Below are 15572 nucleotides of genomic sequence, written 5' to 3' on the forward strand. Positions count from 1 at the left end.
CGGGGGCGTGGTGGTGGGGCGAAGGCCGGAGCCTTCGTGGGGTTATTGCCAAATGATAGTGACTCCCAGAACTGGCGGTCACGTCAAGCGGGTTTTGCCTCCCGTTGACCATGCTCATCTGAGCTGCTCTAGACACAGAAGAGAAGTGGGTTCAGTATCAGATGAGCGGGCGGTCCCTTCGGATGAGCGCCCGACCAGGGCTCGGCGTCGGTGCGACGTCGCCGTGCCCGCGTGCGGTTCGCCGCGCGGACAACCCTCGAAACCCTCAACCCTCAGGAGCGAACGCGATGCTGACCTCAGCTCCCGTCGCCACCCAGGCCCCCACCCCGCACCGTGCACTGCGGGCGTGGGTGGCCGAGATCGCCGAGCTGACCCAACCCGACCAGGTCGTGTGGTGTGACGGCTCCCAGGAGGAGTACGACCGCCTGTGCGCCGAGCTGGTCGCCCGCGGCACCTTCCAGCGGCTGGACCCGGCCCGCCGGCCGAACTCGTACTACGCCGCCTCCGACCCCAGCGACGTCGCGCGGGTGGAGGACCGGACCTTCATCTGCGCCGAGCGCGAAGAGGACGCCGGCCCCACCAACCACTGGCTGGCGCCCGCCGAGATGCGCGAGATCCTCGCCGGTGAGCGGGGGCTCTTCCGGGGCGCGATGCGCGGCCGGACGATGTACGTGGTGCCGTTCTGCATGGGCCCGCTGGGCTCCCCGCTGTCCGCGCTGGGCGTGGAGATCACCGACTCCGCCTACGTGGTCACCGCGATGCGCACCATGACCCGGATGGGCAGCGCGGTGCTGGAGGAGCTGGGCGCGGACGGGGACTTCGTGCGCGCCGTGCACTCCGTGGGCGCCCCGCTGGCCGACGGCCGGGCGGACGTGCCGTGGCCGTGCAACGAGACCAAGTACATCTCGCACTTCCCGGAGAGCCGCGAGATCTGGTCCTTCGGCTCCGGCTACGGCGGCAACGCGCTGCTCGGCAAGAAGTGCTACGCGCTGCGGATCGCCTCGGTGATGGCCCGAGACGAGGGCTGGCTCGCCGAGCACATGCTGATCCTCAAGCTGACCCCGCCGGACGGCGGCGAGCCGCGCTACGTGGCCGCCGCCTTCCCCTCCGCCTGCGGCAAGACCAACCTCGCCATGCTGCGGCCCTCGCTGCCCGGCTGGCGGGTGGAGACGGTCGGCGACGACATCGCCTGGATGCGGTTCGACGAGGACGGCCAGCTGCGCGCCATCAACCCCGAGGCCGGCTTCTTCGGGGTGGCCCCGGGCACCGGCGAGGACACCAACGCCAACGCGATGCGCACCCTGTGGGGCAACGCGGTCTTCACCAACGTCGCGCTCACCGAGGACGGCGACGTCTGGTGGGAGGGCATGACCGCCGAGCCCCCCGCCCGGCTCACCGACTGGCGCGGCCAGCCGTGGACCCCGGCCGACGGCCGGCCGGCCGCCCACCCCAACGCGCGGTTCACCGTGCCGGCGGCCCAGTGCCCGACCATCGCCCCCGAGTGGGCCGACCCGGCGGGGGTGCCGATCTCGGCGATCCTCTTCGGCGGCCGCAGGGCCAGCACGGTGCCGCTGGTCACGGAGTCGCTCTCCTGGCGGCACGGGGTCTTCCTCGGCGCCAACGTGGCCTCCGAGAAGACCGCCGCGGCCGAGGGCACGGTCGGCGAGCTGCGCCGGGACCCGTTCGCCATGCTGCCGTTCTGCGGCTACCACATGGGGGACTACTTCGCCCACTGGCTGGCCATGGGCGAGCGCGGCGGCGACCCGGCCAGGCTGCCGCGGATCTTCTACGTCAACTGGTTCAGGAAGGACGCCGACGGCGCCTTCGTCTGGCCCGGCTTCGGCGAGAACATCCGGGTGCTCAAGTGGGTCGTGGACCGGCTGGACGGGACGGCCGAGGGCGTGGCCACCCCGATCGGCCGGCTGCCCGCCCCCGGCGAGCTGGACATCGAGGGGCTGGACCTCACGCCGGAGCAGCGCGAGCTGCTCTTCGAGGTGGACGTGCCCGCCTGGCGCACCGAGGCCGAGCTGATCCCGGAACACCTGGCGACCTACGGCGACCACACCCCGGAGGGGCTGTGGGAGGAGCACCGCCAGCTGGTGCGCCGGCTCGCCGACGCCGAGCGGGCGACCGGGACCGGGACCGCCGGCTGAGCGGCCGGTCGTGACCGGGGGGCGGCGCCCGATCGGCGCCGCCCCTCCGGCGTCTCGGGGCGCGATCTCCGGGGGAGTGCGCCCGCGGAAGCCGGGGTCGGTCAGCGCTGCGCCCGCCCGGTCAGAACTGCGCGTACCCGTCGAGGAAGCGGCCGATCCGGCTGATCGCGTCGGCCAGCTCGTCCGCCGCCGGCAGGGTGACGATCCGGAAGTGGTCCGGCTCCGGCCAGTTGAAGCCCGTCCCGTGCACGGTCATGATCTTCTCGGTGCGGAGCAGGTCGAGGACCATCTGCCGGTCGTCCTTGACCTTGTAGACCTTGGGGTCCAGTCGGGGGAAGGCGTACAGCGCGCCTCTGGGCTTGACGCAGGTCACCCCGGGGATGTCGGTGAGCATCCGGTGCGCGATGTCCCGCTGCTCCTTGATCCGGCCGCCCGGCAGCACCAGCTGCTCGATCGACTGCCGGCCGAAGAGCGCGGCCGCCACCGCGTGCTGCGCCGGCATGTTGGCGCACAGCCGCATGTTGGCCAGGATGGTCAGGCCCTCGATGTAGCTGGTCGCGTGCTCCTTGGGGCCGCAGACGGCCAGCCAGCCGCACCGGAAGCCGGCCACCCGGTAGTTCTTCGATAGCCCGTTGAAGGTGAGCGTCATCAGGTCGGGCGCGACCACGGCGGTGGAGGTGTGGGTGGCGCCGTCGTAGAGGATGCGGTCGTAGATCTCGTCCGAGCAGAGCACCAGCCGGTGGCGCCTGGCCACGTCGGTGAGCTGGCGCAGCATCTCCTCGTCGTACACCGCGCCGGTGGGGTTGTTCGGGTTGATCACCACCAGCGCCCGGGTGCGGTCGGTGATCTTCCGCTCGATGTCGGCGATGTCCGGCATCCAGTCGGACTGCTCGTCGCAGCGGTAGTGCACGGCGGTCCCGCCGGCGAGCGCGACCGAGGCCGTCCACAGCGGGTAGTCGGGGGCCGGGACGAGCACCTCGTCACCGTCGTCCAGCAGCGCCTGCATCGACATCTGGATCAGCTCGGAGACGCCGTTGCCGAGGTAGATGTCCTCGACCGAGAGCTCCACGCCCTTGGTCTGGTAGTGCTGGGTGATCGCCCGGCGGGCGGAGAGCAGGCCCTTGGCGTCTCCGTAGCCGTGCGCCTCGGACATGTTGCGGAGCACGTCCTCCAGGATCTCGGGAGGACAGTCGAAGCCGAAGGCCGCCGGGTTTCCCGTGTTGAGCTTGAGGATGCGGTGACCTGCCGCCTCCAGCCGCTGTGCCTCCTCAAGAACCGGGCCCCGGATCTCGTAGCAGACATTGGCGAGCTTGGCCGACTGGATCACCTGCGTCATGCTCGTTACCTTACGGCCGTGTAACGCCGGACGCCGTGTGTTTTCGCCCACCCGGGCGGGGGCGCCGGCCGGGTGGCGCGGGCGGTGGGCGGCTCAGTCGCGGGGTTCGCGGACGCCGTTCTCCAGGGTCCTGATGACCCGGTCCAGGGCGATGTACCGGGGCACGCCGTCCTCGTCCATCGACTCCCAGCCGGCCGAGATCAGGTACCACAGGGTGCGGATGAACCAGTCCAGCTCCAGCTCGCAGTCGAAGTAGCACTCCTGCTGGCCGCGCTGGAAGAGCCGGGCGATCGGGATGTGCGCCTGCTCCCAGGCCGCGTCGTCCCAGTCGGCCGAGTTGACCTCGCTGAAGAGGAAGTTGATCCGGGGGCCCAGCTCGAACATGGCCCGCACCAGCCGGCGGAAGGCCTCGTTGACCGGGCCGTCGTCGAGCCTGGCCTCGGTCAGCAGCCGCTGCGCGGCCTCGGCGCAGTCCACCTGGAGGGCCCGGACCAGCGCGGACCGGTCGGGGAAGTAGCGGTGCAACGTGCTGCGGCCGACCTCGGCGGCCCGGGCGATCTCCCCCATGGCGGCTGCCGTGTCGCGCGCGAACACCTCGATCGCCGCGTCGAGGATCGCCCGGCGGGTGCGGGCGAGGGTTCCCGCGGAAGAGGAGACCGTCGCTGCCATGGCGTCCATAGTAAGCGCGCTCCCGGGCCGGGACGAGGTGGCCGGAGAAGGGGCGGCGAGTTTCCTGTTGGCCGCTGTCGTCTATCCGTGAGACACTCTGTCCCATGGTGAACTCATCTGCGCCACCGGGGGTGCCGGCTGTCCCGCCCCCCGGGGCCTCAGCTCCGGGTCCCTCGTCGGCGCCCCCCTCGCTGATGTCGTCGGCGTCCTCGTCGGTGTCCCCGCTCGTCGGGCGTCGGATCGCGCTGCGCCAGCCACACCACCGGGTGGAGCGGCGCGCGATCGCGCTGTGGGCGGCGCGGGCGCTCGCCCTGGTGCTGCCGCTGGTCGGTGGCCTGGCGCTGGTCCACTGGTCCTGGTCGGCGGCCCGACCGTGGACGGGGCCGCTGCTGGTCGCCGCCGCGGTGCTGCTCCCGCTCTACGTCCTGGTGATGCCCAACTGGCGCTACCGCGTGCACCGTTGGGAGAGCACCGAGGAGGCGGTCTTCGCGGCGGAGGGATGGATCGTCCGGCAGTGGCGGATCGCCCCGATCTCCCGGATACAGACGGTGGACACGGTGCGGGGCCCGGTGGAACAGCTGCTCGGGCTTGCCACGCTGGTGGTCACCACGGCCTCCTCCAGCGGCGCCATCACCATCCGCGGGCTGGCCCCGGCGACCGCCGAGGCCGCGGCCGAGCGGCTCACCGAGATCACCCGCCGCACTCCGGGCGACGCCACATGACCGCCGCCGGGCCGGCCGCCGCGCCGGCGGTCGAGCCGTCGCCGCGGGCCGCGCCGGCTGTCGAGCCGCCCTGGCGTCGGCTCGACCCGAAGCTGATCTGGGCGGATGGGCTGCGCGCGGTGCTGTCGATGCTGCCCGGCGTCCTCACCATGGTCTTCCTCGACGCCGGTGGCACGATGGTGACCTGGCCGCTGCTGGTGCTGGCGGGCTGGGGCCTGTGGGGCGCGCTGGTCGACCTGGTGCGCTGGCTGACCACCCGGTACCGGCTCACCGAGACCCACCTGGAGTGCCGTGCCGGGCTGCTGGTGCGCAGCTCCCGGTCGGTCGCCCGGGAGCGGATACGCACGGTGGACGTCGACGCCCGGCTGATCCACCGGGTGGCCGGGGTGCGCCGGGTCACCATCGGCGCCGGTCAGACCAGTACGGCGATGGAGGCGGCGCTCGTCCTGGACGCGCTGTCCCGGGACGCGGCCGAGCGGCTCCGCCGGGAGCTGACCGGCGCGCCGGAGGAGGAGCCGACGGCGGAGGCCCGGGAGCCGGCGCTGGCCGAGTTCGACCGGCGGTGGGTCGTATACAACCTGTTCGGTATCTGGGCGCTGGTCTGTGCCGGCGGCCTGCTCTTCGGGGCGCAGGTCACCCTGGGCGCCTTCGGGGTCGACCTGGTCGGCTGGTTCCGTTCCGCGGTGGACGCGTGGCAGCTGGGCGCCGTGGGCGCATTCGGCTTCGGCTTCGCGCTGGTGGTGGTGGTCGGCGCGGTCGGTATGGGCACCCAGTTCTTCACCAGCCAGGCCTTCTTCCGGCTGACCCGCGAGCCGGGAGAGCACGGCGGCAGCGTGCTCCGCACCCGGCGCGGCCTGTTCAGGACCCGGGAGGCCGTGCGGGACGAGGCCAGGACCCGCGGGGCGACCATCTCCGAGCCGCTGCTGTGGCGCTGGCTCGGCACCACGGACACCAGCCTCATCACCACGGGCGTCTTCTGGTGGAGCGAGGGAGTGACGCTGCTGCCGCGCGGGCCGCGCCGGGCCGCCCTCCGGGTGGCCGCCGCCGTCCTCGGCGACGACCCGCTGACCGCGCCGCTGACGCGGCACCCGGCGGCGGCCCTGCGCCGGCGGCTGGTGTGGGCGCTGTGGGTGGCGGCCGCCGCCGCCCTGGCGGTGGCGCCGCTGGGGCGGCCGGCCTGGGCGGTGGCCCTCGGGGTGGTCGGGCCGTTGGCGCTCGGCCTGGCCTTCGCCGGGTACCGCTCCCTGGGCCACGCGGTGACGGACGACTACCTGGTGCTGCGGGCCGGGGCGATGACCCGGAGCACCTCGGCACTGCGGCGCACCGCCGTCAGCGGTGTGTGCATCCGGCAGTCCCCGCTGCAACGGCGGTTGGGCCTGGCCACGGTCCGGGTCAGCACGGCGGCCGGCGAGGGCTCGTACGCGGCCCGCGACCTGGCGGTGGCCGAGGCGCTGCCGCTGGCGGTGTCGGCGCTGCCCGTGGTGACGACCTTCCGGGAGGGTGGCAGCGTGCCAGGGCCGCGCATAGGGTCGGGGCGTCCAGCCCCCTGACCACCGGAGCAGCCCCATGGCCAGCCCGCTCGACCAGCTCGCCCAGGAGATCGTGGACAGCCGGTTCAAGGGGCTGCCGCCGGACGCCGCCGGCCGCACCGTCGGCGAGTTGGCCGCCGAGCGCCGGGACTTCCGACGCGGTGGCTTCACCACCCCGCTGCTGACGGCGTCGGCCGAGGCGTTGGAGCACAACGTCCGGACGCTGGCGGCCTTCGCCGAGCGGCACGGGCTGGCGCTCGCGCCGCACGGCAAGACCTCGATGGCGCCGGCACTCTTCCAACGCCAACTCGACCTGGGCGCCTGGGGGATCACGGTGGCCGTGCCGCACCAGGCGCGGGTGGCCAGGGCCTTCGGGGTGCGCCGGATCTTCCTGGCCAACGAGGTGGTGGACGCGGCGGCGCTGGCCTGGTTGGCCGGCGAGCTGGCCGCCGACCCGGAGTTCCGCTGCGTCGTCTACGTGGACTCGGTCGCCGGGGTCGGTCTGATGGACGCGGCGCTGCGGACCGCCGGCGCGGCCCGGCCGCTGGAGGTGGTGGTCGAGTGGGGCGCCCCCGGTGGCCGGAGCGGGGTGCGGGAGCCGGCGGTGGCCGGCGCGGTGGCCGACGCGGTGGCCCGTGCCGGCACGCTCCGGCTCGTCGGGGTGGCCGGCTACGAGGGGGAGCTGCCCGTAGCCGACGCCGCGTCGGTGCGCGGCTGGCTGGACCAACTGGTCGCGCTGGCCGTCGCGTTCGACGCCGAGGGGCGCTTCGACGACAGCCCCGAGATCATCCTCAGCGCCGGCGGCAGTGCCTGGTTCGACGTGCTCGCCGAGTGCTTCGCGGCGCTGCCCGTGTTCTCCCGGCCGGTGCTGCCCATGTTGCGCGCCGGCGCCTATGTGAGCCATGACCACGGCCGTTACCGGGCCATCACCCCGTTCGGCCGGGTTCCCCAGGAGGGTGAGCTGCGGCCGGCGTTCCTGCTGTGGACGCAGGTGGTCTCCCAGCCGGAGCCCGGGCTGGCACTGCTCAACGCCGGTAAGCGGGACATCGCCTACGACCTCGGCCTGCCCGAGGTGGTCGAGGTCGGCGCGGCCGACGGCGCGCGGCGGCCCGGCACCGGGCTGACCGTCGCGCGCCTGGCCGACCAGCACGCCTTCGTCCGGGCCGAGGCCGGCGCCGAGATCCCGTCGGTCGGGGAGTGGGTGGCGCTGGGCATGTCGCACCCGTGCACCATCTTCGAGAAGTGGCCGATGATCCCGGTGGTCGGGGCGGACGGCACCGTCGTCGAGCTGCTCCGCACCTACTTCTGACCGGCATCCCGCTGACCGGTACCCGTCTCCGCCCGGCGCGTGCGCCGGCCGGAGCGGTCCGACCGCCGCGGCACCCGCCGGGTCGGGCCCGGCGGGTGGCGGCGTCCGGTACGACGTCGGATCAGGGCAGGGCGTCCACGTGCGGGCCGACCGTGTCGGACCAGCTGTGGCCCGCGTGGGCGTCCCAGTTCACCGACCAGGTCATGGCGCCGCGCAGCTCCGGGTAGGTCTGGTCGGGCACGAAGGAGCCGCAGCTGGTGCCCCGGGTCAGGCAGTCCAGCGCGTCGTTGACCACCTGCGGGTCCACGTAGCCGGAGCCGGCCGCGTTCGGGGTGGCCGGCACGCCGAGCCCCACCTGGGAGGCGGCCAGGCCGCTCTCCAGCTGGATGCAGGCCAGCGCGGTCAGGAAGTCCACGGTGCCGGCGGAGTACACCTGGCCGTCACAGCCCAGCATCGAGCCGCTGTTGTAGTACTGGGTCTGCACCGCGGTGAGGAAGTCCCGGGTGTTCAGCGCCAGTTGGAAGTACTCGCTGGAGGTGTTCTGCATGTCCAGCGTCTGCGGGGCCATGGTGTACACCAGGTCGTCCCCGGCGCCGGCGTGGATGGCCTCCATGGCCTGCGTCAGGTAGGTCGCGTTGATGCCGTGTTCGAGGTCGATGTCCACGCCGTCGAACCCGAACTCGGCCATCAGCGCGAGGGTCGACTCGGCGAAGGCGCTGGCCGAGGCGGCGTCGTTGACCGTGACGTGGTCCTCGGCGCCGCCGACCGAGAGCACCACGGCGACGCCCGCGGCCTGCTTGGCCGCGATCTCGTCCTTGAACTCCTGTTCCGACGCGTAGCCGAGCACCGGGTCCAGCTCGAAGTCGATCAGCCCCGGCGTGCTGGTCGAGGACGCGAAGGACACCGCGATGATGTCGAACTGCGGGGAGACCTCGCCGAGTTTGAGCACGGTGGAGCCGTTGTCGAAGTTGTGCCAGTAGCCGGTCAGGGTGTGCGCCGGCACCGCGGCCGGCGCGACCTCGGCGGGGCCGACCGCCGTAGCCGCGCCGGCCAGGCCGGCGGCCAGGAGCGCCCCGGCTGCCGCGGCCGCGCCCAGGCGCAGCGGCAGCCGACCCCTGCGGTGGTGTCCGGCCGGCGTCGTTCGATCCGAGTCAAGGCTGTGCACGTTCGCCTCCGTCAGCAGATGTGGGGGAAGTCCCGTGGCCGCGCCCGTGGTTCGGGCGGGCGGCGGGAGGTGTTCACGGGGGAAAACGGTGGCCACCGTCGCAGCAGCAGATTGGTCCAGACCAGAGGGGGCTGTCAATGGTCTGGACAGGATGCGCGGGTGCCCGGCCGCCGCGGGACGCGCCGGGGCGCGTCAGCGGTCGTGACGCTTCCGTCGCCAACCGTGGTGTTTCCCTGTCAGTGGGAGTCGATAGGCTGCCAGGCGGGCAGAGAATGCTGACAACGGACGGCTCCTCAACCGAAAAGGGGGAGAGGCATGTCGATCGCCATCGCGGTCACCAGCGCCGATCTGGTGCTGCCCCCCACCGACCCGCACACCCCGGGCGCCCATGTGCTCACCCCGCCGGCCCAGCAGGACTTCCCCGCCGCGCTGGACGAGTTGGGCCGCGTCCTCGACCAGCACGGCTACCTGATAGCGGTCTACCCGACGACCACCCCGCTGCCCACCGTGCAACGCCTGCACGCGATCCGGGCGGTGCTGGAGAGCGACCGGATGGCCCTGCTGCCCAGCGCGCTGCCCCCGCTGGGCACCGCCGTGCTGATCCGGCAGCTGCGGCAGCTCTCCGTCTGCGACTTCAGCCCCGGCGTGCTCGGTGCCTCCGCCCGGCTGCTGGCCCACTACATCTACGCGGGCGCCCTGTTGCACTCCGGCAGTCGGCTCGCCAAGGTGCCGGTCACGCTGCCCGCCGCGCAGGAGGGCCCCCGGCCATCGGGCCGGCCCTGTGCCGTACTGGCCGGCCCCACCCCGCAGTTGGTGCGCACCGACGGCGGCGCCACGCTCGCCGGGCCGCAGTTCTCCACCGCGCTGACCTACGCCGTCGGCTCCCTCGGCAGTGAGTGGGTCACCGGCACGCTGGCCAGGCGCTGGCAGGTCCAGGCGCTCCACCCGGTGGAGCTGCCCGGCGAGTCCAGCTCCTGGTGGGCCACGGGCAAGCTGGTCGAGTTCGCCGCGGCCGTCCCCGACGTGTCCCTGCTCTACCAGATGGTCAGCTCCATGCGGCAGGAGGCGTGCCACTGGTGCGGCCTCACCCTGATCGGGGACCGCTGCGCCTTCTGCTCCTCGCCGCTGCTGCCCATGGAGCAGCGCCAGAAGGCCCTCACCGCCAGCAGTCGCCGGGCCCTGGTGCCTGGAGCCGCCGGAGCCGCCGGATGACCGGCCGCCGGCCGCCCGGCGGCCGTTTCGGCCGTCAGCGTCCGCCCGCCCCCGCCGCCAAGTACCATGAGCGCGCGGGTCGTTCGAGAGCGTGGGGCGCGTTCCCCGCCGCCGTGCGGCCCGGCCCACGACCAGCGCCGACCTCCCCGCCCGACGACGGGGGCACCCACCCGAGGAGTCCCCGATGAACGCTCGTCAGCGGCGCGGCCTGCTGCTGCTGGTGCTCTCCCTGGTCCTCGCCCTCGGCGCCTTCGCCGGCGTGGTCGCCCTCGTCAACGACGTGGAGTCCAAGGTCGGTCCGGAGACCACCGCCTACGAGCTGGTCGAGGACGTCGAGCCGTACCAGGAGGTCACGGCCGACCAGCTGACCGAGGTCTCCATGCCGGAGCGCTACCTGCCGGACTCCGCCGTCACCGACCTCGACGAGCTGACCGACCAGGTCGCCGCCGCCCCGCTGCGCGCGGGCTCGCTGCTCCAGGCCGACATGCTCTCCGACCGGCCCGAACTCGACCCGGGCCAGCAGGAGATCGCGGTGATGATCGACGCCTCCACCGGCGTGGCCGGCAAGATCTACCCGGGCGCCACCATCAACATGTACGCGGCCTTCCGGGTCAGGCAGCAGTCCGGCGACTCGGAGGACGAGTTCGAGATCGTCCGCCTCATGGTGAACAACGCCGAGGTCATCGAGGTCGGCGAGCTGACCGAGGTGGACGACGAGGACCGGGCCACCATGGAGGCCGTGCCGATCACCTTCGCGTTGGACAACACCGACGCCCAACGCGTCACCTACGCCGAGGCGTTCGCCGAGCAGGTGCGGCTGGCGCTGGTGGCCCCCGGGGAGGAGACCGAAATCCCCCCGGAGGAGCGCACATACACCATCATGGGTGACATCGTCGGCGATCCGCACGCCGGTCTCGACGAGCTCTTCCCCTAGGAAGCAGGTGGCACCGTTGACGATCCGGATTCTCCCCGTGGTGGGCGACTCGGACACCGCCCGCTCCCTGATAACGCTGCTCAGCCAACTGCCCGACAGCGAGCCGTTGCGCCCGGTGCCCGACTCGACCACCCTGCTGGACACCCTCGCCGCCCTGGCCAACGAGTCGCTCAGCGGGCTGCCCGAGGTCGTGGTCATCCACCAGGGCGTGGGGCCGCTGCCCGCGCTGGAGCTGATCCGCGAGGTCGCCCTGCGCTTCCCCGCGGTGGGCGTGGTGCTGGTCTCCGCCGAGCCCACCCCCGGGCTCTACGCGGCGGCGATGGACGCCGGCGCCCGAGGTCTCGCCGGACTGCCGGCCTCCTTCGACGAGTTGGCCGTCCGGGTCGGCGCCGCCGCGCAGTGGGCCGCCGGGATGCGCCGCCACCTCGGCGGCGGGGAGAGCGTCCCGGCCGGCCCCGGCGGTCGGATCGTCGCCGTCTCCGGCGCCAAGGGCGGCGTCGGCGGCACCCTGCTCGCCACCCAGCTCGCGCTGGCCGCCCAGCGGTCCGGCGGCTTCGACCGGGGCGCCGTGCTGGTCGACCTGGACCTGCTCTGCGGCGATGTCGGCTCCTACTTCGACGTGCAGTTCCGCCGCTCGGTCGCCGACCTGGCCGGCATCGCCGACATCACTCCGCAGGTGCTGGCCGAGGCGGTGTTCACCCACGAGACGGGCCTGTCGATGCTGATCGCGCCCGCCGAGGGCGAGCGTGGCGAGGACGTCACCGACGCGACCGCCCGCCAGCTGCTGACCGCCGTCAGGTCCCGGTTCGACGTGGTGATCGTTGACTGCGGCTCCCAGATGAACGGCGCGACGGCCACCGCCGTCGAGTTGGCCGACGTGGCGCTCCTGGTCACCACCCCGGACGTGATCGCGGTCCGCGCGGTCAACCGCATGGTGCGGATGTGGGACCGGCTGCGTATCCGCAAGGCGCAGGACACCCTGACGGTGATCAACCGGCACTCCCGGACCAGCCACATCCAGCCCCAGCTGGTCGGCCGGATCACCGGCACCCAGGTCGCCCGCAGCCTGATCCCGGCCGCCTACAAGGAGCTGCGGGAGGCCACCGACGCCGGCCGGGTGCAGGATCTGGACCCGCGCGGCCAGGTGCGCCGCGCCATGTGGGAGCTGGCCGCCGAGCTGGGTCTCGCCGCGCCGCAGGGCGCGCGGTCGAGCCGACGCCGGGGGAGACGGTCGTGACGGCCCGGGCCGGGCGGTTGCGTCGGGCGGCCGACCGGGGCGCGGTGATGGTGGAGTTCGCCGGGCTCTTCCCGCTGATGCTGCTGATGCTGGCGGTCATCTGGCAGTGCGTGCTGATCGGTTACACCTTCTCGCTGGCCGGGAACGCCGCCGACGAGGGCGCCAGGGCCGCGGCCGCCGCCCAGGGCGACCCGCAGGGCGCCTGTGCCAGCGCCGCCGCGGAGCACGTGCCGGACGCGTGGGAGATATCCGTGGACTGCCCGATGAACGGCGAGGTGCGCACCGCGCGCGTCGGGCTGCGGGTCCCGGTGCTCTTCCCCGGTGCCTTCAACCTGCCGCTGACGATCACCGGTACCGCCGGCGCCACCGAGGAGGGCTGAGCGGATGTGCCGCCCCCGCCGGTACCCGGCCGCCGGCCCGCCCCCGGCTCCCGGCCCGCGCTCACCGGACGGCCGGCGCTCGGTCGACGGCCGGCTCGGCCGCTGGCGGGCCGACCGCGGGGTCACCGCCGTCGAGTTCGCCGGCTGGCTGCCGCTGCTGGTCGTGGTCGCCCTGGCCGCACTCCAGTTGGGGCTGGTCGGGTATGCCGCCCTGCAGGCCGGCTCCGCCGCCCGGGCCGCCGCCCGCACCGCGGCCCAGGAGGAGATCGCCGACCAGTACGCCGCCAGCGGCCGGGCCGCGCTGAGCCCAGCGCTGGCCGCGGACGCCAGCTTCGAGCTGAGCCCCTGTGGCGACGAGGCCACCGTCACCGCCAGCGTCGACGTGCCCACGGTCCTCCCGTTCTTCAACGGCCTCGGCCGCGCCTCAAGAACGGTGACCATGCCCTGCGACTGACCCGCCCCATCCCGACCGCCCCGACCGACCCGACTCCCGTCACCGACCGACCCAGAACCGCCGCCGGCAAGCCGCCACCGGCAAGCCGCCGACCCCGCCCGATGGAGGTGCGATCCAGGTGAAGGACCGCTCGATGGGCCTGCGCGCCCGGGTGCACGCCCCCGACCAGCCGGCCGCCGGCGGCCTGAGCGACGGCCGCCTGGTCGCCACCTACCGGGCGAAGCTGCTGGAGGAGATCGACCTCGCGGAGATGTCCTCGCTCGACCTGACCGAGCGGCGGGACCGGCTGGAGCGGGTCCTCGGCCACATCCTCAGCCGCGAGGGCCCGGTCCTCTCCACCCAGCAACGCGCCCTGCTCATCCGCCGGGTGGTGGACGAGGCGCTCGGCCTCGGCATCCTGGAGCCGCTGCTGGAGGACGCCTCGATCACCGAGATCATGGTCAACGGTCCGGACCAGATCTACGTCGAGCGCTCCGGCCGGGTGGAGCGGCTCCCGCTGGGCTTCGCCTCCGAGGAGCAGCTGATGCAGACCATCGAGCGGATCGTCTCGGCCGTCAACCGGCGGGTGGACGAGTCCAACCCGATGGTGGACGCCCGGCTCCCGACCGGCGAGCGGGTCAACGTGATCATCCCGCCGCTCTCCCTCTCCGGCGCCACCCTGACCATCCGCCGCTTCCCCCGCGCCTACACCCTCGCGGAGCTGATCGGTTTCGGCACCCTGGACGAGCAGTTGCTGCTGCTGCTCTCCGGGCTGGTGCGGGCCAAGTGCAACGTGATCGTCGCCGGCGGTACCGGCTCCGGCAAGACCACCCTGCTGAACGCGCTCAGCGGGCTGATCCCCGAGGGCGAGCGCATCGTCACCGTGGAGGACGCGGCGGAGCTCCAGCTCCAGCAGAGCCACGTGATCCGACTGGAGTCCCGGCCGCCCAACATCGAGGGCAAGGGCGAGGTCACCATCCGCGACCTGGTCCGCAACTCGCTGCGGATGCGGCCGGACCGCATCATCGTCGGCGAGGTCCGGGGCGGAGAGACCCTCGACATGCTGCAGGCCATGTCCACCGGCCACGACGGCTCGCTGGCCACCGTGCACGCCAACAGCGCCGAGGACGCGCTGCTCCGGCTCCAGACCCTGGCCTCGATGTCCGAGCTGCGGGTCCCGTTCGACGCCCTGCGCGACCAGATCAACAGCGCCGTGGACGTGCTGGTGCAGCTGGTGCGCCATCCGGACGGCGTCCGTCGGATCGCCGAGGTCGCCGTCGTGGCCTCGCACGGCCGGCAGCCGTTCCGGATCGCCACCATCGCCGAGTTCCGCGCCGAGCCGATGACCAGGGACGGCCAGGTCCCCGGCCGGTTCCGGCACCACCCGCTGCCCCGGGCGCTGGCCGACCGGCTGCACCTGGCCGGGCAGCCGGTGCCCGCCGGGTTCGGCGTCAACCTCGACGACGGCCAGCTGGCCACCCGGGAGGCGAACTGACCCATGAGCGACCTCTCGTTGCTCGCGCTGGGCCTCACCCTGCTCGCCCTCACCTGCGGGGTGGCCGGGCTGCGGCTCTACAGCTCCGGCCGGGCCAGGGAGCGTGAGCTGCTCGGCCGGCTCAGCGGCACGGCGCCGGTGGCGAGCGGGCCGGCGGCAGCGGCCGGCGGCCGGCGGCGCCGCTTCGACCGGCTCGACCGCAGGCTGCGCGGCACCGCGCTGGGGCGGCGGCTGCGGCTCAAGCTCCGGGCCACCGGCCTCGACCTGAGCGTCGGCGAGTACGCCGCCTACGTGCTGGGCGCGGTGGCCGCGCTCTGGCTGATCGCTTCGGTGGTGCTCGCGCCGTTCTTCGGGCCGGTCTTCGGCCTGGTGGCGCTCTGGGGCGGTAACACCTTCCTCAACTGGCAGCGGGCCAAGCGCACCGAGCGCTTCATCGGCCAACTGCCCGAGCTGGCCCGGCTGATCGCCAACGGCACGGCCGCCGGGCTGGCGATGCGCACCGCGCTCTCCATGGCCGCCGAGGAGATGGAGGACCCGGCCGGCGCCGAACTGACCACGGTGGCCGACCAGCTGGCCGTCGGCCGCTCGCTTGAGGAGGCGCTCGGCGAGCTGGGCGAGCGCCTGCCGTCCCGCGAACTCACCGTGCTGGTCACCACGTTGATCCTGGCCAATCGGGCCGGCGGCACCATCGTCTCCTCGCTGCGCAACCTCACCAACACGTTGGAGGAGCGCAAGGAGACGCGGCGCGAGGTGCGGACCATGCTGGCCGAGATCAACGCCACCGCCGTCACCATCCCGCTGCTCGGGCTGGGCGCGCTCCTGATGATCAACAGCATGTCGCCCGGCGCGCTGGGGCGGGTCACGGGCAGTACGGGCGGGCAGATCGCCATGCTGGTCTCGCTCGGGCTCTACGTGGTGGGGTTCGTGGTCGTCCGCCGCTTCGGCCGGGTCGATGTCTGAGCCGGCGGGCGGGCCGTCCGCCGGGCGCCGGGCCGTGT

At 73.4% G+C, this 15572-nt stretch carries 14 protein-coding genes; 11 read left to right on the forward strand and 3 right to left on the reverse strand.

What is annotated here, in order from left to right:
• Window positions 1-287 precede the first annotated feature (287 nt).
• Window positions 288-2153, forward strand: a complete 1866-nt coding sequence (locus tag RM844_RS03585) for a phosphoenolpyruvate carboxykinase (GTP) (protein ID WP_311664630.1) — start codon at window positions 288-290, stop codon at window positions 2151-2153.
• 121 nt (window positions 2154-2274) lie between these two features.
• Here RM844_RS03585 and RM844_RS03590 read toward each other — a convergent pair whose 3' ends face one another.
• Window positions 2275-3489: a pyridoxal phosphate-dependent aminotransferase gene (locus tag RM844_RS03590; protein ID WP_311664633.1), complete on the reverse strand. Its 1215-nt coding sequence runs from the start codon at window positions 3487-3489 to the stop codon at window positions 2275-2277.
• Between the two features lie 93 nt (window positions 3490-3582).
• A complete protein-coding gene (locus tag RM844_RS03595) occupies window positions 3583-4158 on the reverse strand; it encodes a TetR/AcrR family transcriptional regulator (RefSeq protein WP_311664635.1) in 576 nt (191 codons plus the stop codon).
• 215 nt (window positions 4159-4373) lie between these two features.
• On the opposite strand from RM844_RS03595, the gene RM844_RS03600 reads away from it, so the two are divergent.
• From RM844_RS03600 to RM844_RS03610, 3 genes are read left to right on the forward strand one after another with little or no spacing between them, the layout of a single operon-like run.
• The gene (locus RM844_RS03600) at window positions 4374-4880 is read left to right on the forward strand and encodes a PH domain-containing protein (RefSeq protein WP_311664637.1); all 507 of its coding nucleotides are present in this window, start codon (window positions 4374-4376) and stop codon (window positions 4878-4880) included.
• Window positions 4877-6430 (forward strand): PH domain-containing protein, encoded by a 1554-nt coding sequence (locus RM844_RS03605; RefSeq protein WP_311664639.1) that lies wholly within the window; start codon window positions 4877-4879, stop codon window positions 6428-6430. The genes RM844_RS03600 and RM844_RS03605 overlap by 4 nt, the downstream gene beginning before the upstream one ends.
• Before the next feature lie 16 nt (window positions 6431-6446).
• The gene (locus tag RM844_RS03610; protein ID WP_311664641.1) at window positions 6447-7718 is read left to right on the forward strand and encodes a type III PLP-dependent enzyme domain-containing protein; all 1272 of its coding nucleotides are present in this window, start codon (window positions 6447-6449) and stop codon (window positions 7716-7718) included.
• A gap of 121 nt (window positions 7719-7839) precedes the next feature.
• Here the strand turns inward: RM844_RS03610 and RM844_RS03615 are convergent, their stop codons facing one another.
• Window positions 7840-8883: a chitinase gene (locus RM844_RS03615; RefSeq protein ID WP_394814415.1), complete on the reverse strand. Its 1044-nt coding sequence runs from the start codon at window positions 8881-8883 to the stop codon at window positions 7840-7842.
• A gap of 315 nt (window positions 8884-9198) precedes the next feature.
• Here RM844_RS03615 and RM844_RS03620 point away from each other — a divergent pair, with 315 nt between their 5' ends.
• The 7 genes from RM844_RS03620 (at window position 9199) to RM844_RS03650 (ending at window position 15534) form a co-directional block, all read left to right on the forward strand.
• Window positions 9199-10095 carry a hypothetical protein gene (locus RM844_RS03620; RefSeq protein ID WP_311664643.1) on the forward strand — a complete coding sequence of 299 codons (897 nt, stop codon included), beginning with the start codon at window positions 9199-9201 and terminating at the stop codon, window positions 10093-10095.
• A 184-nt stretch (window positions 10096-10279) separates the two neighbouring features.
• Window positions 10280-11029, forward strand: coding sequence for a Flp pilus assembly protein CpaB (gene cpaB / locus RM844_RS03625; protein ID WP_311664645.1), 750 nt, complete (start codon window positions 10280-10282; stop codon window positions 11027-11029).
• 16 nt (window positions 11030-11045) lie between these two features.
• Window positions 11046-12266, forward strand: coding sequence for an AAA family ATPase (locus RM844_RS03630; RefSeq protein WP_311664647.1), 1221 nt, complete (start codon window positions 11046-11048; stop codon window positions 12264-12266).
• Window positions 12263-12646 (forward strand): TadE/TadG family type IV pilus assembly protein, encoded by a 384-nt coding sequence (locus RM844_RS03635; RefSeq protein ID WP_311664649.1) that lies wholly within the window; start codon window positions 12263-12265, stop codon window positions 12644-12646. Before RM844_RS03630 ends, RM844_RS03635 begins: the two co-directional genes overlap by 4 nt.
• Before the next feature lie 4 nt (window positions 12647-12650).
• Complete coding sequence (locus tag RM844_RS03640) at window positions 12651-13100, forward strand: TadE/TadG family type IV pilus assembly protein (protein ID WP_311664651.1); 450 nt, start codon at window positions 12651-12653, stop codon at window positions 13098-13100.
• Window positions 13101-13233: 133 nt separating this feature from the next.
• Window positions 13234-14574: a CpaF family protein gene (locus tag RM844_RS03645; RefSeq protein WP_311665306.1), complete on the forward strand. Its 1341-nt coding sequence runs from the start codon at window positions 13234-13236 to the stop codon at window positions 14572-14574.
• A gap of 3 nt (window positions 14575-14577) precedes the next feature.
• On the forward strand, window positions 14578-15534 hold the full coding sequence (locus RM844_RS03650) for a type II secretion system F family protein (protein WP_311664654.1): 957 nt from the start codon (window positions 14578-14580) through the stop codon (window positions 15532-15534).
• Window positions 15535-15572: the final 38 nt, after the last annotated feature.

The organism is Streptomyces chisholmiae (assembly GCF_031845445.1).
GTDB classification, from domain to species: domain Bacteria; phylum Actinomycetota; class Actinomycetes; order Streptomycetales; family Streptomycetaceae; genus Streptomyces; species Streptomyces chisholmiae.